This is a genomic window from Stenotrophomonas sp. YJH_SMC_46 (genome assembly GCF_059370315.1).
In genome coordinates, this window is the sequence record NZ_JCAFTO010000003.1 from 71,668 (window position 1) to 86,968 (window position 15,301).

The 15,301-nt window shown below is 63.3% G+C and carries 13 protein-coding genes; 10 read left to right on the plus strand and 3 right to left on the minus strand.

The annotated features are described in order from the left end of the window. Positions 1 to 189 precede the first annotated feature (189 nt). The 4 genes from AC5P8C_RS09755 to AC5P8C_RS09770 all read left to right on the plus strand — a co-directional run bounded on the left by AC5P8C_RS09755 (position 190) and on the right by AC5P8C_RS09770 (position 3,327). On the plus strand, positions 190 to 1,230 hold the full coding sequence (locus AC5P8C_RS09755) for an RHS repeat-associated core domain-containing protein (protein WP_245541196.1): 1,041 nt from the start codon (positions 190 to 192) through the stop codon (positions 1,228 to 1,230). Between the two features lie 9 nt (positions 1,231 to 1,239). Next, the gene (locus tag AC5P8C_RS09760; protein ID WP_019659281.1) at positions 1,240 to 1,668 is read left to right on the plus strand and encodes a hypothetical protein; all 429 of its coding nucleotides are present in this window, start codon (positions 1,240 to 1,242) and stop codon (positions 1,666 to 1,668) included. 355 nt (positions 1,669 to 2,023) lie between these two features. After that, positions 2,024 to 2,833, plus strand: a complete 810-nt coding sequence (locus AC5P8C_RS09765; RefSeq protein ID WP_281162040.1) for an RHS repeat domain-containing protein — start codon at positions 2,024 to 2,026, stop codon at positions 2,831 to 2,833. A gap of 131 nt (positions 2,834 to 2,964) precedes the next feature. Then, complete coding sequence (locus tag AC5P8C_RS09770; protein ID WP_227853920.1) at positions 2,965 to 3,327, plus strand: hypothetical protein; 363 nt, start codon at positions 2,965 to 2,967, stop codon at positions 3,325 to 3,327. Between the two features lie 846 nt (positions 3,328 to 4,173). Here AC5P8C_RS09770 and AC5P8C_RS09775 read toward each other — a convergent pair. Further along, entirely contained in the window at positions 4,174 to 4,506 is a 333-nt protein-coding gene (locus tag AC5P8C_RS09775; protein ID WP_019659277.1) for a hypothetical protein, read from the minus strand. A gap of 13 nt (positions 4,507 to 4,519) precedes the next feature. Then, a complete protein-coding gene (locus AC5P8C_RS09780; RefSeq protein ID WP_019659276.1) occupies positions 4,520 to 5,155 on the minus strand; it encodes a GyrI-like domain-containing protein in 636 nt (211 codons plus the stop codon). A 316-nt stretch (positions 5,156 to 5,471) separates the two neighbouring features. Here AC5P8C_RS09780 and cyoA point away from each other — a divergent pair, with 316 nt between their 5' ends. Genes cyoA through cyoD form a run of 4 tightly spaced genes read left to right on the plus strand, consistent with a single transcriptional unit; the run spans position 5,472 to position 9,488 of the window. Further along, entirely contained in the window at positions 5,472 to 6,512 is a 1,041-nt protein-coding gene (gene cyoA, locus AC5P8C_RS09785; protein WP_014646391.1) for a ubiquinol oxidase subunit II, read from the plus strand. Positions 6,513 to 6,514: 2 nt separating this feature from the next. Next, complete coding sequence (gene cyoB, locus AC5P8C_RS09790) at positions 6,515 to 8,512, plus strand: cytochrome o ubiquinol oxidase subunit I (protein WP_019659275.1); 1,998 nt, start codon at positions 6,515 to 6,517, stop codon at positions 8,510 to 8,512. Next, a complete protein-coding gene (cyoC, locus tag AC5P8C_RS09795) occupies positions 8,509 to 9,147 on the plus strand; it encodes a cytochrome o ubiquinol oxidase subunit III (RefSeq protein WP_019659274.1) in 639 nt (212 codons plus the stop codon). Before cyoB ends, cyoC begins: the two co-directional genes overlap by 4 nt. Beyond that, on the plus strand, positions 9,147 to 9,488 hold the full coding sequence (cyoD, locus tag AC5P8C_RS09800; RefSeq protein ID WP_019659273.1) for a cytochrome o ubiquinol oxidase subunit IV: 342 nt from the start codon (positions 9,147 to 9,149) through the stop codon (positions 9,486 to 9,488). Before cyoC ends, cyoD begins: the two co-directional genes overlap by 1 nt. A 117-nt stretch (positions 9,489 to 9,605) precedes the next feature. Here cyoD and AC5P8C_RS09805 read toward each other — a convergent pair whose 3' ends face one another. Beyond that, entirely contained in the window at positions 9,606 to 11,666 is a 2,061-nt protein-coding gene (locus tag AC5P8C_RS09805) for a putative bifunctional diguanylate cyclase/phosphodiesterase (RefSeq protein WP_233653095.1), read from the minus strand. A 149-nt stretch (positions 11,667 to 11,815) separates the two neighbouring features. On the opposite strand from AC5P8C_RS09805, the gene radA reads away from it, so the two are divergent. After that, positions 11,816 to 13,192, plus strand: a complete 1,377-nt coding sequence (gene radA, locus AC5P8C_RS09810) for a DNA repair protein RadA (RefSeq protein ID WP_019659272.1) — start codon at positions 11,816 to 11,818, stop codon at positions 13,190 to 13,192. Positions 13,193 to 13,431: 239 nt separating this feature from the next. Further along, positions 13,432 to 15,288, plus strand: a complete 1,857-nt coding sequence (locus AC5P8C_RS09815; protein WP_019659271.1) for an ATP-binding protein — start codon at positions 13,432 to 13,434, stop codon at positions 15,286 to 15,288. The last annotated feature ends 13 nt before the right edge of the window (positions 15,289 to 15,301 follow it).

Sequence of the window (15,301 nt, forward strand, 5' to 3'; positions counted from 1 at the left end):
GTGGGCAGCCGCAATTTCCGAGTCTCGCGGCCTACTCGCCCCCTCCGGCTTCCCAGGCGCTTAGCTCCTCGCACAGTTCCTGACGTGGCAACCGCAGCCGGTCATTCTTGTGCTATGAATACCCAGCCTTGCTTCAGGGGTCTTTCAGGGATTGGAAGGATGCGCAGGTTCGGGGGAACTGCGGGCGGTGTGTCGACCCGCTTCAGGGGGGGTGAAGATCGAATTCGGAAGCTGGGGGCATTCGGCGCCTGGCTGTGCTGCGTGCTGCTGCTCGGCCTTGGGGTGTCGCCAGCCGCAATTGCCCAAGCGACGGTCACCTACATCCACACGGACGCGCTGGGCTCGGTCGTGGCCGAGAGCGATGCCAACGGCAACGTGATCAAGCGCTATGACTACGAGCCTTACGGTGCTGTGGTCGGTGGTCAGGTCACGGATGGCCCGGGGTATACCGGGCATGTGAGCGACTCGGCTACCGGGCTGAGCTACATGCAGCAGCGGTACATGGATCCGCAGTTGGGTGTGTTCCTGTCGGTGGATCCGGTCACGGCGTATGACCAGCCGGTTGGGCAGTTCAATCGGTATCGCTATGCAGCAGGAAATCCCTACCGATATATTGATCCAGATGGAAGGGCGGAAAGTCCCGCTTGGATGCGTTACACGATCCCTGGTCAAGCTACTTGGGATGCAGCCGTCACATCTGCAGAGCAAGGCAACTATGGCATGGCAGCAGCAGGTGGGGCGGTTGCCATCGCGGAAGGAGTGCTGGGGATCGTTACGCTCGGCCAGTCCCAGCGGCTCACTATCTCAAGCCAGCTCGTCTCCAAGGAGATTGCAGCGTTGAGCGCAGCTCGATCTGCATCGGCAGAAGCTCAGGCAAGCAAGGCGGCAGGTGGAGGCGTTACGGGGCTCGTGACAGAATCCGGTGAGGTTTTTGTTGGGGCAAGTTCGCGCGCCGGTGGGCCTGGCGGCGCCTCGAATGCCGCCATCCAGAAATCACTGGATGGGGTGGCCGACGGTATTAGATCTCCATTCCACGGTTGCTGTGGAGAAATTGATGCGATGAGCAAGGCGCTGAACTCAGGTGCAGATTTGAAGGGGGCGACGATGGCGACGGTCAGGGCAGTAGGTTCAAAAGCCGGGCAAGTCATGGAGCCCTGTACCAGTTGTGCTGCTGTGGCGAAGGACCAAGGTGTTCGCACCGTTCTTCCGGTGAAGACGCAGCCATTATAGGATGTTGCTATGAATAACGAGAAAGTCCCCTGCGCGCGAATTCGCCAGCTAATCGATAGTCTTGATGAGTTGCTTGATGTTGCTGGATTGGAGAAAAGCAATATCGCCAGGGCGAAATTTGCGATTTCATTGTGCGATCATCTTGGTGATCGCCTTGATGGGGAAAGGTTGGCTGCAGTGAGCGCGGCTAGAGACTATTGGCTGCGAGGTAAGTCCGTTGAGTACAGAAAGTGGTTCGATTTGTTCTCCTTGATGATGGACAATCAGCGGAATTTGCATTCAATTGATCGGCTGGTTTGGGGGGCGTTGGCCCAGTCCGGTGGGCTTGATGCATATACAGGTGAATATCTGGTCCTTGAGGCTTTCGATGCAGGCTTGGAGGTGGGTGGTATATCCGCGGCCATTGCCGAAGTTCTACCTGATTTTCCCGCTGGTTGAGCGTTTTCCTTCTCGTAGTTTTTTGAGAGATGCGTAGATCGTATGTTTGGCTCCTGTTTACGGCGCCAGTTGGATGAAAAGCACCGGCCTTGGTCGGGGCTTTTTTGTGCTCTGGTAGCGCCGGGCCATGCCTGGCGGAATGCGAGCTCCCCGGCACTGCCGACCCATGGCTGGCAGCCCCCACTTTCCGAATCTCGCAGCCTACTCGCCCGCCGGCTTCCTAGGCGCTTAGCGCGCGCCCTGTTCCTGACCTGGCAAACGCAGCGGTCATTCCTGCGCTATGAATACCCGGCCTTGCTCCAAGGCTCTTTCAGGGACTGGAAGGATGCGCAGGTTCGGGGGAACTGCAGGCGGTGTGTCGACCCGCTTCAGGGGATTTGAAGAACGATTTCGGAAGCTGGGGGCATTGGGCGCCTGGCTGTGCCGCGTGCTGCTCATTGGCCTTGGCCTGTCACCAGCCGCAGTGGCACAAACGACGGTCACCTACATTCACACGGACGCCTTGGGCTCGGTTGTCGCCGAGAGCGATGCCAACGGCAACGTGATCAAGCGCTATGACTACGAGCCGTACGGTGCCGTGGTGGATGGTCGGGTCATGGACGGGCCGGGGTATACCGGCCATGTGAGCGACTCGGCCACCGGGCTGAGCTACATGCAGCAGCGGTACATGGATCCGCAGTTGGGTGTGTTCCTGTCGGTGGATCCGGTCACGGCGTATGACCAGCCGGTTGGGCAGTTCAATCGGTATCGCTATGCAGCAGGAAATCCCTACAAGTTCACGGATCCGGATGGGCGGAATGCCTTGCTCGCTGCGCCGCTGGTGGTTGTACCGATCGTTATTGGCGTGACCTACTATGCAACCACGACAGCCGAGCAGCGAACGGATATCGGCAACAAGCTGGACGGGGCAGTAAAAGGCCTACTTCAGAAGTCTGAGGAATCGCCGAGACTGCCTGCATTGCAAGGTGATGGGTCAATTGCCAGAGACAAACAGTCCCCGAAAAGTGAATCGAGCGCCGGAGAACAGAAGGAAAGTGGCACGATCTATGTCGATTCCAAGGGGAACGCGATTCCTACACCGCCGGGTGGCAGAATTGAAGATCACCCGATGGTCGATTTGTTCAGGCAAAAGGGCCTGACGGTCAGCCAACTGGGGTTCGAATAGATGGCGGACACAAGCCATCAACTCATCCTGATCCTCGCGCCCAGCAACCGCATGGTCACGTTCCCGGTGTAAGCAATGCCGACGGAACCCCATGGCTTCCGATAAAACAATGAGTTGGAGTGACGTAAATCATGGAAACTGAAGCTGCGATCATTGAGATGACGAAGCTTGTAAGAGCGTTTGCGTTGGGCTCCGTTGATGCCCAGACTTTCATTGAGAAGTACTCGAATTTCTACTATTACGAATCGCTGGACGGACATGAAGCTTCAAGTGCGCTGCGCCCCGAGAGCATGACGAAGCTCGGACCCGCTATCGAGCTCCATCGCCGCGTTCAAGAAGATGTGGTGAACAAGATCTCGTTCGATGCGGGGTTTTCAACTGAAGCGATGAGGATGGCTGGGCGGCTCTCCCCGGCGGAGGCTCGGGAGCAAGCGTTGAGAATATGTGCAGATGTTGGGATTGAAGTCGTTCTGTCGGCGATCAATGCCGCATGAAGCCGTCCGGTGATCGGATCAACAAGGTTGACGTCGAAGAGCTGACCATTGGGATATTTGACTACGACAACCCGAGCTTCCTCAAGGAAATTTCACTGAACGAGGGTTCGCACGTTCGACTCGGAAGAATGGTCTTTGCTGCTGCCTTTCTAGGCCAAAGTTCGTAAATGGGAATTACTGTATCGGATCACTCTACAAGAGAAGTGATTCCTCCAGGGTCACGTCAGAGCGTAGGCGCGTGCACTTCTCGGATGAGTTTGATGCCGAGGGTATTCACTCGCACGGAGTGTTGAGGGGGTAGTGCCCTAAGAAGACTGCTCTTGTGCTACCTGAGCGAGTGTTCGATCCCAAGGCTCCCACCAAATCGTTGATGCTATCGAAGGCCGCTATTGCTGCGATGGTCAATGCTGGCGCAGCACCGCTTAGCGACATGGAACTCTCAGGTTTTCTGCCTACGCTGGTGCACCTGAGAAAAATGATTGATGAGGCAGTGTACCTTTCCGGAAATTTCTAGGGATGCTCTGAACAAATATCAAGCTGGTAGAGGCTTAGATGGCACTTACGGTCTTTCGGGTCGCTTCCGGTCACTTTCGGGAACTGCTTTTTGGACAGTTGGAACTCAGATCCCGCGCAGTGTGCCATTGGCGACGGTCCTTGCCGGTCCGCTCCGCGCGAGTAGTGCTTATCCCGTCGGTTGCTAGCCGCTTTGTTTGCTCGCGTGACTTATCGGCCGGGTTCGTAATGCGTAGGTCGCAGGTTCGACTCCTGTTTCCGGCACCAGTTGCAATGAAAAGCCCCGGCCTTTAACCGGGGCTTTTTGTTTGGCCGATTGGCGGCGCGACGCCATCAACGCCGCGCCATCCCCGCATCCTTCGCCAGCCACCACGCCAGCTGCTGGAGATAACCACCCGCTGCTCCCGCCAATGCGCCGATAAGCAGGCGTGCGAGCACTCTGGTCCCGCGGCTGGCCCGCTCGCGTACCCATGGCAGCACCGCGACCACCTGCGCACCCAGCAACAGCATCAGTACGTCCAGTCCCGACGCATCCACCAGCGGCAACAACGGCAGCAGATCCGGATTGCAGGCCAGCACGATCACCAGCGTAGCCCCAAGCACGGCCATCAGCCGGCGCCCGGCGGGCAGGGTGGTCCAGCGCAGCAGTCGTTCGATCATGCGCATGACGTTCCTCGGGTCATGCGCGAGAACCCTCGTCAGGCCCAACCGCCCGCACCGGTTGCCGCAGCACGGTCTTCAATCTCGCCGCGTCGGTCTTTCGCGGATCACTCAAGTAGATCTCATGGTGGGGGCCGGCAAAGGTGTAGCCCAGCGAAGGCATCAGCTCGTCGTGCAGATGAGCCAGGATCGGGCCTTCGTCATCGTAGGCGCCCACATGCAGGGTCTGCAGGCAGAGGCCTTCCTCAAGCCCCCTATGACGAAGGCCAGCCGGTGTCTCGCCCAGCTTCTTCGTCGCCTTGGCGATGGCGGTCTCCAGTTGCCCTGGGCTGATCCCATCCGGCGTACGGATCATCACCGTCCACGACCACTCGTCCTTGCGGCGTGCCACAAAGCTCGCCGGGTCGTCGGCGGTCCAAAGCGCTTCCAGCGGCGGCACTACGTAGTCCCGGCCCTCGGCCTTCAGCGCGAACTTCAGTGCATAGCTCACTGCATACAGCCACTGCACCGACTGCAGGTAAGCCGGGGCGGTATTCGGGTCGCCGCGGCCGTCGATCATCAGGTAGGGCAACGGTGGCACCTCCACTTGGACGAACCGGCCTGCCGGGGGCTGGTACAGCGCCCGGTCGCGCTTCTTGAAGTCGATCTTGTCCATGGCGTCCCTCCTGTCTGGAGCATCCCATGTTCCTGTCTGTCCGCGCACCTGAATCTGTTCAGGCGACTTTGCCGAGCGCGGCGGATCACCGGCCGATGCCATCGTGCGTGCGCGGTGCGACAACGTGTCGCAGCCAGAATCGGGCCTTTCCTGCGCTCGATCAATGTCAATGCCTTTCTTAAATGATGGGTAACGGCCTAAAATTGAAAGGCTGACTCGACCCCACCTGCCTGCCTGTCTTCCGGACCGGTGGGACCGGCTTTGGCCGGAACAGGCAGGGACGGGGAACGGCATTCCCTCGCAATTGGATCGACCGATGATTCCGTTGAAAACCCTTGGGCGCTGGTTGCGCCCGGGCCTGCTGCTGTCGTTGCTGGTGATGCTCACCGGCTGCGATGCCGTGGCCATCCTCAGTCCGAAGGGCCAGATCGGCCAGGATGAGAAGACCCTGCTGATCACGGCCACCGTGCTCATGCTGCTGGTCGTCATCCCGGTCATCATCATGACCCTGACCTTCGCGTGGAAGTATCGCGCCTCCAACACCAAGGCCCGCTACGAGCCGAAGTGGTCCCACTCGACGGCGATCGAGGTGGTGGTGTGGTCGATCCCGTGCATGATCGTGCTGGTGCTGGCGGTCCTGACCTGGCGCTCGTCGCACGCACTGGATCCGTACCGTCCGCTGGATTCGGACGTCAAGCCGGTCACCATCGAGGCGATCTCGCTGGACTGGAAGTGGCTGTTCATCTATCCGGAAGAGAAGGTGGCGGTCGTCAACGAAATCAAGTTCCCGGTCAACACGCCGCTGAACTTCAAGATCACGTCCGATTCGGTGATGAATGCGTTCTTCATCCCGCACCTGGGCAGCATGATCTACTCGATGGCTGCGATGGAGACCAAGCTCCACCTGATCGCCAACGAGACCGGTGAATTCCCGGGCATGTCTTCGCACTACAGCGGCGCGGGCTTCGCCAAGATGCACTTCACCGCCTACTCGGTCACCGATGCCGAATACCGCCAGTGGCTGGACCAGGTCCGCGCCGGCGAGCAGACCCTGGACAAGGCCTCGTTCAAGGCCCTGGGCGAAGCACGCAACGCCGAGTGGTATCCGGTCACCTACTTCGGCAAGACCGAAGAAGGCCTGTTCGACTGGGTCATCGCCAAGCACATGGGCGACAACAAGCATTACGGCATGAAGCACTCGCATGCCGGTGCCGCCGCTGCCGACGCCGCCACCCATGAAGCGCACGAGGGCCACGCCCCCAGTGATGCGCATGATTCCAAGGAATCGGGTGAAAACCTGGATGCCAACGAACACGAACACGCAGGCCATGCCGGCCACGCGGGTTCGGGAGAATGAACATGTTGGGAAAACTCTCTCTTGAGTCGATCCCCCACGATCCGATCGTGCTGACCACCCTGGTCGGCGCGGTGCTGGGTGGCCTGGGCGTCGTCGCCCTGATCACCAAGTTCAAGCTGTGGGGCTATCTGTGGAAGGAGTGGTTCACCTCGGTGGACCACAAGAAGATCGGCGTGATGTACCTCATCGTCGCCTTCGTCATGCTGCTGCGCGGCTTCTCCGACGCCATCATGATGCGCACCCAGCAGGCGCTCGCCGTCGGTGGCTCGGAGGGTTACCTGCCGCCGCACCACTACGACCAGATCTTCACCGCCCACGGCGTGATCATGATCTTCTTCGTGGCGATGCCGCTGATCACCGGCCTGATGAACCTGGCCGTGCCGCTGCAGATCGGTGCGCGTGACGTTGCGTTCCCGTTCGTCAACTCGCTCAGCTTCTGGCTGTTCGTGGCGGGCGCGGTGCTGATCATGCTGTCGCTGTGGATCGGTGAGTTCGCCGCCACCGGCTGGCTGGCGTTCCCGCCGTTGTCGGGTATCGAATACAGTCCAAGCGTCGGCATGGACTACTACATCTGGGGCCTGCAGGTGGCGGGTTTGGGTACCACGTTGAGTGGTATCAACTTCTTCATCACCATCCTGAAGATGCGTACCCCCAGCATGAAGCTGATGCAGATGCCGGTGTTCACCTGGACTGCCCTGGTGACCAACGTGCTGATCGTCGCCGCGTTCCCGGTGCTGACCATCACCCTGGTGCTGCTGACCCTGGACCGTTACCTGGGTACGCACTTCTTCACCAATGACGGCGGCGGCAACGCCATGCTGTACATCAACCTGATCTGGATCTGGGGTCACCCGGAGGTGTACATCCTGGTCCTGCCGGCGTTCGGTGTGTTCTCCGAAGTCATCGCGACCTTCTCGCGCAAGGCGCTGTTCGGTTACAAGGGCATGGTCTACGCCACCGCCTGCATCGGCGTGCTGTCGTTCATCGTGTGGCTGCACCACTTCTTCACCATGGGCTCGGGTGCCAACGTCAATGCCTTCTTCGGCATCACGACGATGATCATCTCGATCCCGACCGGCGTGAAGATCTTCAACTGGTTGTTCACCATGTTCCGCGGTCGCGTGCACTTCACCACCCCGGTGCTGTGGACGATCGGCTTCATGGTCACCTTCGTCATCGGCGGCATGACCGGCGTGATGCTGGCGATCCCGGCCATCGACTTCGTGCTGCACAACAGCCTGTTCCTGATCGCCCACTTCCACAACGTCATCATCGGCGGCGTGGTGTTCGGCATGTTCGCCGGCATCACTTACTGGTGGCCGAAGATGTTCGGCTTCCGCCTCAATGAGTTCTGGGGCAAGTGCGCGTTCTGGTGCTGGTTCATCGGCTTCTACGTGACCTTCATGCCGATGTACGTGCTGGGCTTCATGGGCATGACCCGTCGCCTGCAGAGCACCGTCAACCCGGCCTACGAGCCGCTGCTGCTGGTTGCTGCCTGCGGTGCGTTCATCGTCGGCGCCGGCATCCTGTGCCAGATCATCCAGGTGGCCGTGTCGATCCGCGACCGCAAGAAGACCGTGGACCTGACCGGTGACCCGTGGGATGCCCGTACGCTGGAGTGGGAAACCTCCTCGCCGCCGGCCTTCTACAACTTCGCGACCCTGCCGGACGTCACCGAGCTGGACGATTTCTGGGAACGCAAGCAGCGTGGTGAAGCCTGGCCGAAGCCGGCCAAGTACACCGACATCCACATGCCGCGCAACACCGGCACGGGCGTTGTCATCGGTGCCTTCAGCCTGGTGTTCGGCTTCGCGATGATCTGGCACATCTGGTGGCTGGCCATCGTCGGCTTCGTCGGCATGATCGCCACGTTCATCTACCGCACCTTCGACCAGGACGTGGACTACTGGGTCCCGGCCGCCGAGGTGGAACGCATCGAGAACGCACACCGCAAGCACCTGGAAGCCCAGGGCCTGGTGAAGTCGGAGCTGAAGGCATGAGCACCAATACCTCGACCCTGAGCCACGGGCACGCCGCACACGCGGCGGCCCATGGCCATGACGACCACGAGCACCACGACACCGGCGGCAACACCGTCTTCGGTTTCTGGGTGTACCTGATGAGCGACTGCCTCATCTTCGCCTCGCTGTTCGCCACCTACGTGGTGCTGGCAGGCGGTACCGATGGTGGCCCCACCGCGAAGGACCTGTTCGAGCTGCCGTTCGTGGCGTGGGAAACCGCGCTGCTGCTGACCTCGTCGCTGACCTTCGGCCTGGGCATGATTGCCATGCACCGCAAGCAGATGGGCCAGATGTACCTGTGGCTGGGCATCACCTGGCTGCTGGGCTTCGGCTTCATGTGCATGGAAGTGTGGGAGTTCCAGCATCTGATCCATCAGGGCTACGGTCCGGACCGCAGTGCCTTCCTGTCGGCGTTCTTCGCCCTGGTCGGTACCCACGGCCTGCACGTCAGCGCGGGCCTGCTGTGGCTGCTGGTGATGTTCGTGCAGCTGAAAAAGTACGGCCTGACCGCGACCAACAAGACCCGCATGGCGTGCCTGAGCCTGTTCTGGCACTTCCTGGACCTGATCTGGATCGGCGTGTTCTCCGTCGTCTACCTCAATGGAGCGCTGTAATGGCACATGACAACCATGTACACGACCACGGCACCGGCGGCGAAAGCCACGGCAGCGTGAAGTCGTACCTGATCGGCTTCGTGCTGGCGGTGGTGCTGACCGTCATCCCGTTCTGGATGGTGATGTCGGGCGATTTCTCGCGCACCGTCAACGGTGTGGTGATCGCGGTCACCGCGGTGCTGCAGATGCTGGTCCACCTGGTGTTCTTCCTGCACCTGGACCGCTCTTCGGAAAGCCGCTGGAACGTCAACGCGGCGGCCTTCACCGTCGTGGTGATCGGCATCATCGTGATCGGCACCCTGTGGGTCATGCACAACATGAACGTGCACATGATGCACTGACGTTCTCGCGACGTTGCCACGCAGAAAGGCCGCCCTCGGGCGGCCTTTCTGGTTTTCCGTTGTCCGGTAGTGCCGGCCGCTGGCCGGCAATCGCGGGAAGCCGGCCAGCGGCCGGCTTTACCCCGCCACCCGGCGCAGGAACTCCTCTGCCTCCATCGGCCGGCCCAGGTGGTAGCCCTGCAGCTGGTCGCAGCCCAGCTCGCTCAGGTACTCGCGCTGCGCCTGCGTTTCCACGCCTTCGGCCACCACCTGCAACTGGAGGGTGCGGCCCAGCGCAATGATCGACGACACGATGGCGGCATCTTCGTCGTTGCATTCCAGGTCACGAACGAACGCGCGGTCGATCTTCAGTTCGGTGGCCGGCATGCGCTTGAGGTACAGCAGGCTGGAATAGCCGGTGCCGAAGTCGTCGATGGCGATGTGCACGCCCATCGTGGTCAGGTCGTTGAGGATGGCCAGGCTGGCATCGACGTCCTTCATCGCGGTGGTCTCGGTGATCTCCAGGGTCAGCCGGGCCGGTTCGATCCGATGCCGCTGCAGTACTTCGCGCACGCTGTCCAGAAGCGCCGGCGAGGCGAACTGCAACGGCGACAGGTTCACCGCCATCGACCAGTCTGCGTGGCCGGCGTCATGCCAGGCGCGCAGCTGTGCACAGGCGCGGTCCAGCACCCAGTCGCCGATGGGGAGGATCAGTCCGCTGCGTTCGGCGATCGGAATGAACACATCCGGCGCCAGCAGCCCCAGCTCCGGGTGCTGCCAGCGCAGCAGCGCTTCGGCGCCGGTGGCCGGTGCGCCCGCGGCCGGGAATTTGGGCTGGTAATGCAGGATCAGTTCGTTGCGGGCGATGGCCTTGCGCAGGTCCTGCAGCAGGCGCAGCTGGCGATTGGCACTGAGCTGCATCGAGGGAGTGAAGAAGGTATAGCCGTTCCGCCCGGTTTCCTTGGTGTGGTACATCGCCGCATCGGCGTGCGCCATCAGTTCGCGCTCATTGCTGGCGTCGTCCGGGTACAGGGCGATGCCCAGGCTGGCGCTGACCTGCAGTTCGGCCGCATCCAGCGTGAACGGCTCACCGGCGGCGGCAATGATGCGCTCGGCCACCACCACCGCATCGTCGGGAATATCGATGGCCAGCACGATCACGAACTCGTCGCCGCCGAGGCGGGCGAACGTGTCCTGCGGGCGCAGCAGGCCGCCGATGCGCTGCGCCACCGCCACCAGCAGGCGGTCGCCAAGCTGGTGGCCAAAGGCATCATTGACCGCCTTGAAGCCATCCAGGTCGCAGAACATCACCGCCACCGCATGATTGCGTCGCCGCGCCTTCTCGATGGCCTGCTCGATGCGGTCCTGCAGCAGCATGCGGTTGGGCAGCTGGGTCAACGGGTCGTGCAGTGCCGCCTGGATCAGCTTGTCGTTGGCGTGCGCCAGCGAATCGGCCAGCAGCCCGGTGCGCACGCGCATCTGCCGGTCGAACAGCGAGGCGACCAGGGCTATACCCAGCGTGGCCACGGTGGTGACGATCACCAGCACCGCCAGCCAGCGCGTGTCGATGCCGCCGCTGCCGACGGCGCCACAGATGCTGCCTTCGGGGAAGCGCGCCGCCGCCATGCCGGTGTAATGCATGCCGACGATGGCCAGGCCCATCACCAGCGATGCGAGCGCGCGCAGCAGCAGGGTGTTGCGCTGCTCGGCGCGCAGCCGGAAGGCGATCCACAACGCCGCACCTGCGGCACCGATGGCCACCGCAATGGAGGCGGCGAACCAGCCGGGGTGATAGTCGATGCCCGGCTGCATGCGCATCGCGGCCATGCCCAGGTAGTGCATGGTGGCAATGCCCAGGCCCATCAGTACCGCACCGGCCAGCAGCCGCCGCCACGGCAGGCTGGGGCGCGACACCAGCCACAGCGCATAGGCCGAAGCGCCGATCGAGACGGCCAGCGAGTACAGGGTGATGCCCAGGTCGTAGCCGACCGGAATCGGCAGGTCGAAGGCCAGCATGCCGATGAAATGCATCGACCAGATCCCCAGGCCCATGGCCGCCGCGCCACCCGCCAGCCACCAGCGTGCCACGCGCCCCTCGGCCGTGGCCAGGCGGCCGGCCATGTCCAGCGCCGTGTACGAAGCAAGAATGGCCACCAGCAGCGAGATGGCGACCAGGCTCTGACTGTAACTGCCAGTCATGTTGAATCCAGAGGGAGAGGGAGGGGCGCCCGCAAGGCGCACGCCCGCGACAGCTATCGGCGCGGGTGGACGGGACTTGAGCGGTCGCAGCACCTGCGACCCGGCTCGGCTATCCTGCCACGCCTGTTCCCATTGCTGGAAATCATCCGATGGCAAAAGCCCGCACCGCCTACGTCTGCAATGAATGCGGCGCCGAATTCAGCAAGTGGCAGGGGCAGTGCACCGAGTGCAACGCCTGGAACTCGTTGTCGGAGATCGTGCTGGAGAGCGCGGCGGCGGCCAAGGCGCCGGCCTCGCGGCGGGCCGGCTGGGCCGGGAAGATCGACCCGCCGAAGATCACCGCGCTGAAAGACGTGGAGCAGACCGAGCATCGCCGGGTCTCCACCGGCATCGGCGAGTTCGACCGCGTGCTGGGCGGCGGCCTGGTCGAAGGCGCGGTGGTGCTGGTGGGTGGCGACCCGGGCATCGGCAAGTCGACGCTACTGCTGCAGGCGGTGGCGAAGATGGCGGCCGAACTGCCGGTGCTCTACGTCACCGGTGAAGAGTCGCTGGCGCAGGTCGCCGGCCGCGCGCATCGCCTGGAGCTCCCGCTGGACGGCGTCAATGCGCTGGCCGAGACCGGCGTCGAGTCGATCCTGCAGCACGCGGCCAAGGCCGGCCCGCGGCTGATCGTGGCCGACTCGGTGCAGACCCTGTGGACCGAAACGCTGACCGCGGCGCCCGGCTCCGTAAGCCAGGTGCGCGAGAGCGCGGCACGGCTGGTGCGCTTTGCCAAGGAAACCGGCACTGCGGTGTTCCTGGTCGGCCACGTCACCAAGGAGGGCGGCATCGCCGGCCCGCGCGTGCTCGAGCACATGGTCGACGCGGTGCTGTATTTCGAAGGCGAGAGCGGCAGCCGCTTCCGCCTGTTGCGCGCCTTCAAGAACCGGTTTGGTGCGGTGAACGAACTGGGCGTGTTCGCGATGGGGGACAAGGGCCTGAAGGAAGTCTCCAACCCATCGGCGATCTTCCTGTCCGGCGGCAGCACCCATCAACCGGGCAGCTGCGTGATGGTCACCCGCGAGGGCACCCGGCCGCTGCTGGTGGAGGTGCAGGCGCTGGTCGATGCATCACCGCTGTCGAACCCGCGTCGTGTCGCGGTCGGCCTGGAGCAGAACCGCCTGGCGATGCTGCTGGCGGTGCTGCATCGGCACGGCGGCGTGCTGGTCGGCGACCAGGACGTGTTCGTCAACGTGGTCGGCGGCATCCGCGTGCAGGAGACCGCCGCCGACCTGCCGGTGCTGCTGGCGGTGCTGTCGTCGCTGCAGGATCGGCCGCTGGCGGAAAAGACGATTGCCTTTGGCGAGGTTGGCCTGTCCGGCGAGATCCGCCCGGTGCCCAATGGCGAGGACCGCCTGCGCGAGGCGGCCACCCATGGTTTCAAGCGCGCCATCGTGCCCAAGGCCAACGCGCCCAAGGGCGGCTCGGTGAAAGGCATGGAAGTGATCGCGGTGGAGCGGCTGTCCGAGGCTATCGACGCGGCATGATGCCAGCACTGTAGAGCCGAGCCCACGCCCGGCTGCTTTCTGTAGCGTCGAGCCATGGTCGACGGGTGGTCGAACAGCAGCCGAGCATGGCTCGACGCTACAAAGAGCGAACAGCAGCCGAGCATCGGCTCGGCTCTACACATTTCCAATGCAGCAACGGTCAGCTTCCCTGTGCTAGTTTTTCCCGCTCGACGAAGACGCCCTCTGGCGTCTTTCCGTGCCCAGGAGTAAACGATTACATGCAGGACACCGCGCTCACCACCCCCAACGCCGAGATCCGTCGCGCCGGGGTCGATCTCAATGGACTGATGACGGTGCTGGGCAAGCACCTGTATTCCACCCCGGTGGTGGCGCTGCGCGAACTGGTGCAGAACGCGCACGACTCGATCATCCGCCGCCGCATCGAACAGCCCGGCGTCGCAGTGCCGTCGCGCATCTCGGTGCAGGTCGATGCCGGTGCCGGCGTGCTGCGCATCTCCGATACCGGTGCCGGCCTGACCCGCCAGGAGATCCACGATTACCTGGCCACCGTCGGCGTCGGCTATACCCGTGGCCTGCGCCAGGGCGGCGAGGACGATGAGGGCCTGATCGGCATGTTCGGCCTCGGGTTCCTGTCGGCCTTCGTGCTGGCGCGCCGGGTCAGCGTGCGCACCACCTCGTACCAGACCCCGGACCTGGGCCATCTGTACGTGTCCAGCAATGCCGAGCAGTACACGGTAAGCGAAGTGCCGGCACGTGCGGTCGGCACCGAGGTGGAGCTGGAGCTGCATCCTGATTTCCTGCCGCTGGCCAACGAGGCGCGCCTGCACGAGGTGCTGGGCCGCTACTGCGCGCTGCTGTCCGAGCCGATCTTCATTGGCGCTGCGACCGAGGCGATCAATCCCGAGCCGCCACCGTGGCGCGATCAGGGGGATGTTGCCGTGCATCCGGTGCAGGCCCGCCGCCAGGCGCTGCAGTTCGCCGCGCGGTTCGAGCATGATTTCGAGCCGATCGTCACCGTGCCGTTGCGTGCCGATGGCAACAGCGATGCCACCGGCCTGCTGTGGGTGCAGGACGGCGCCACCTATGGCACCAGCGACAACCGCAACCTGTCGGTGTTCGTGCGCGGCATGCTGCTGGATGACGACGCGCGCGACCTGCTGCCGCCGTGGGCCGGTTTCATCGGCGGGGTGATCGAATCCTCGCGGTTGACGCCCACCGCCAGCCGCGAAGACCTGCAGCGCGATGACCAGTACCGCGCGGTGCAGCATGCACTGCTGGAGGCGCTGATCGACGGCCTGGCCGACGTCGCGAAACAGCAGCCGGAAGCCTGGCGGCGCGTGCTGACCCGCCACAACGAGGCCCTGCTGGGTGCGGCACTGTGCGATGAGCGCCTGTTCGAACTGCTGATGGAGCATGTGCGGGTGCCGACCTCGCAGGGCGACCTGCCGGCCAGCGCGTTGCCGGCGCGCGGTGCCGTGCATGTCATCCTCGACAACGGCGGTGGCTTTGAAGAGATGCTGTTCCGCGCGATGGGCGTACCGGTCGCGCATGGCCATCGCTACGCGGTGGTGCCGTTCCTGCGACGCTGGGCACAGGCCAAGGGCCTGCGCCTGGTCGAGCTGGGTACCGAGCAGGGCAACCGTGCGCTGTTCCGCAGTGATGACAGCCTCGACGAGGCGCAGCTGGCCTGGCTGCGCGAACAACTGGGTGACGGCGAACAGTTGCTGCCGGCACGCTTCAGCCCGGAGGCGCTGCCGGTGGTGGTGGTGCCCGACCGCGAGGCCGAGCTGAAGCAGCGCCTGGAAGACGACGAGAACGACAAGCGCGTATCGATGGCGGCGCTGCGCCTGGCGCGCCAGTTCACCGCGCGCATCGAATCACGCGCACCATCGCGGCTGTACCTCAACCTCGACAACCCGGCGGTGCAGGCGCTGTTGCGCGCCCAGCGCGAGGGCCATCCGCAGGCCGAGGCCGCAGCCCGCCTGCTGCGCTCGCTGAAAGTCATCGTCGCCGCGCAGGGCCGCCCGCTGGCACGCGCGAACGCTACGCCCGGCCCGGATCTCAACGGCGCCTTTACCGATATCGCCGGTGCCCTGCAGCAGATGCTGCGCTGAGCACCGCACCTTC

Coding starts and splice junctions, on each gene's coding strand:
- AC5P8C_RS09760 (WP_019659281.1), top strand. CDS start 1,240: ATGAATAACGAGAAAGTCCCCTGCGCGCGAATTCGCCAGCTAATCGAT.
- AC5P8C_RS09770 (WP_227853920.1), top strand. CDS start 2,965: ATGGAAACTGAAGCTGCGATCATTGAGATGACGAAGCTTGTAAGAGCG.
- AC5P8C_RS09775 (WP_019659277.1), bottom strand. CDS start 4,506: ATGCGCATGATCGAACGACTGCTGCGCTGGACCACCCTGCCCGCCGGG.
- AC5P8C_RS09780 (WP_019659276.1), bottom strand. CDS start 5,155: ATGGACAAGATCGACTTCAAGAAGCGCGACCGGGCGCTGTACCAGCCC.
- cyoA (WP_014646391.1), top strand. CDS start 5,472: ATGATTCCGTTGAAAACCCTTGGGCGCTGGTTGCGCCCGGGCCTGCTG.
- cyoB (WP_019659275.1), top strand. CDS start 6,515: ATGTTGGGAAAACTCTCTCTTGAGTCGATCCCCCACGATCCGATCGTG.
- cyoC (WP_019659274.1), top strand. CDS start 8,509: ATGAGCACCAATACCTCGACCCTGAGCCACGGGCACGCCGCACACGCG.
- cyoD (WP_019659273.1), top strand. CDS start 9,147: ATGGCACATGACAACCATGTACACGACCACGGCACCGGCGGCGAAAGC.
- AC5P8C_RS09805 (WP_233653095.1), bottom strand. CDS start 11,666: ATGACTGGCAGTTACAGTCAGAGCCTGGTCGCCATCTCGCTGCTGGTG.
- radA (WP_019659272.1), top strand. CDS start 11,816: ATGGCAAAAGCCCGCACCGCCTACGTCTGCAATGAATGCGGCGCCGAA.
- AC5P8C_RS09815 (WP_019659271.1), top strand. CDS start 13,432: ATGCAGGACACCGCGCTCACCACCCCCAACGCCGAGATCCGTCGCGCC.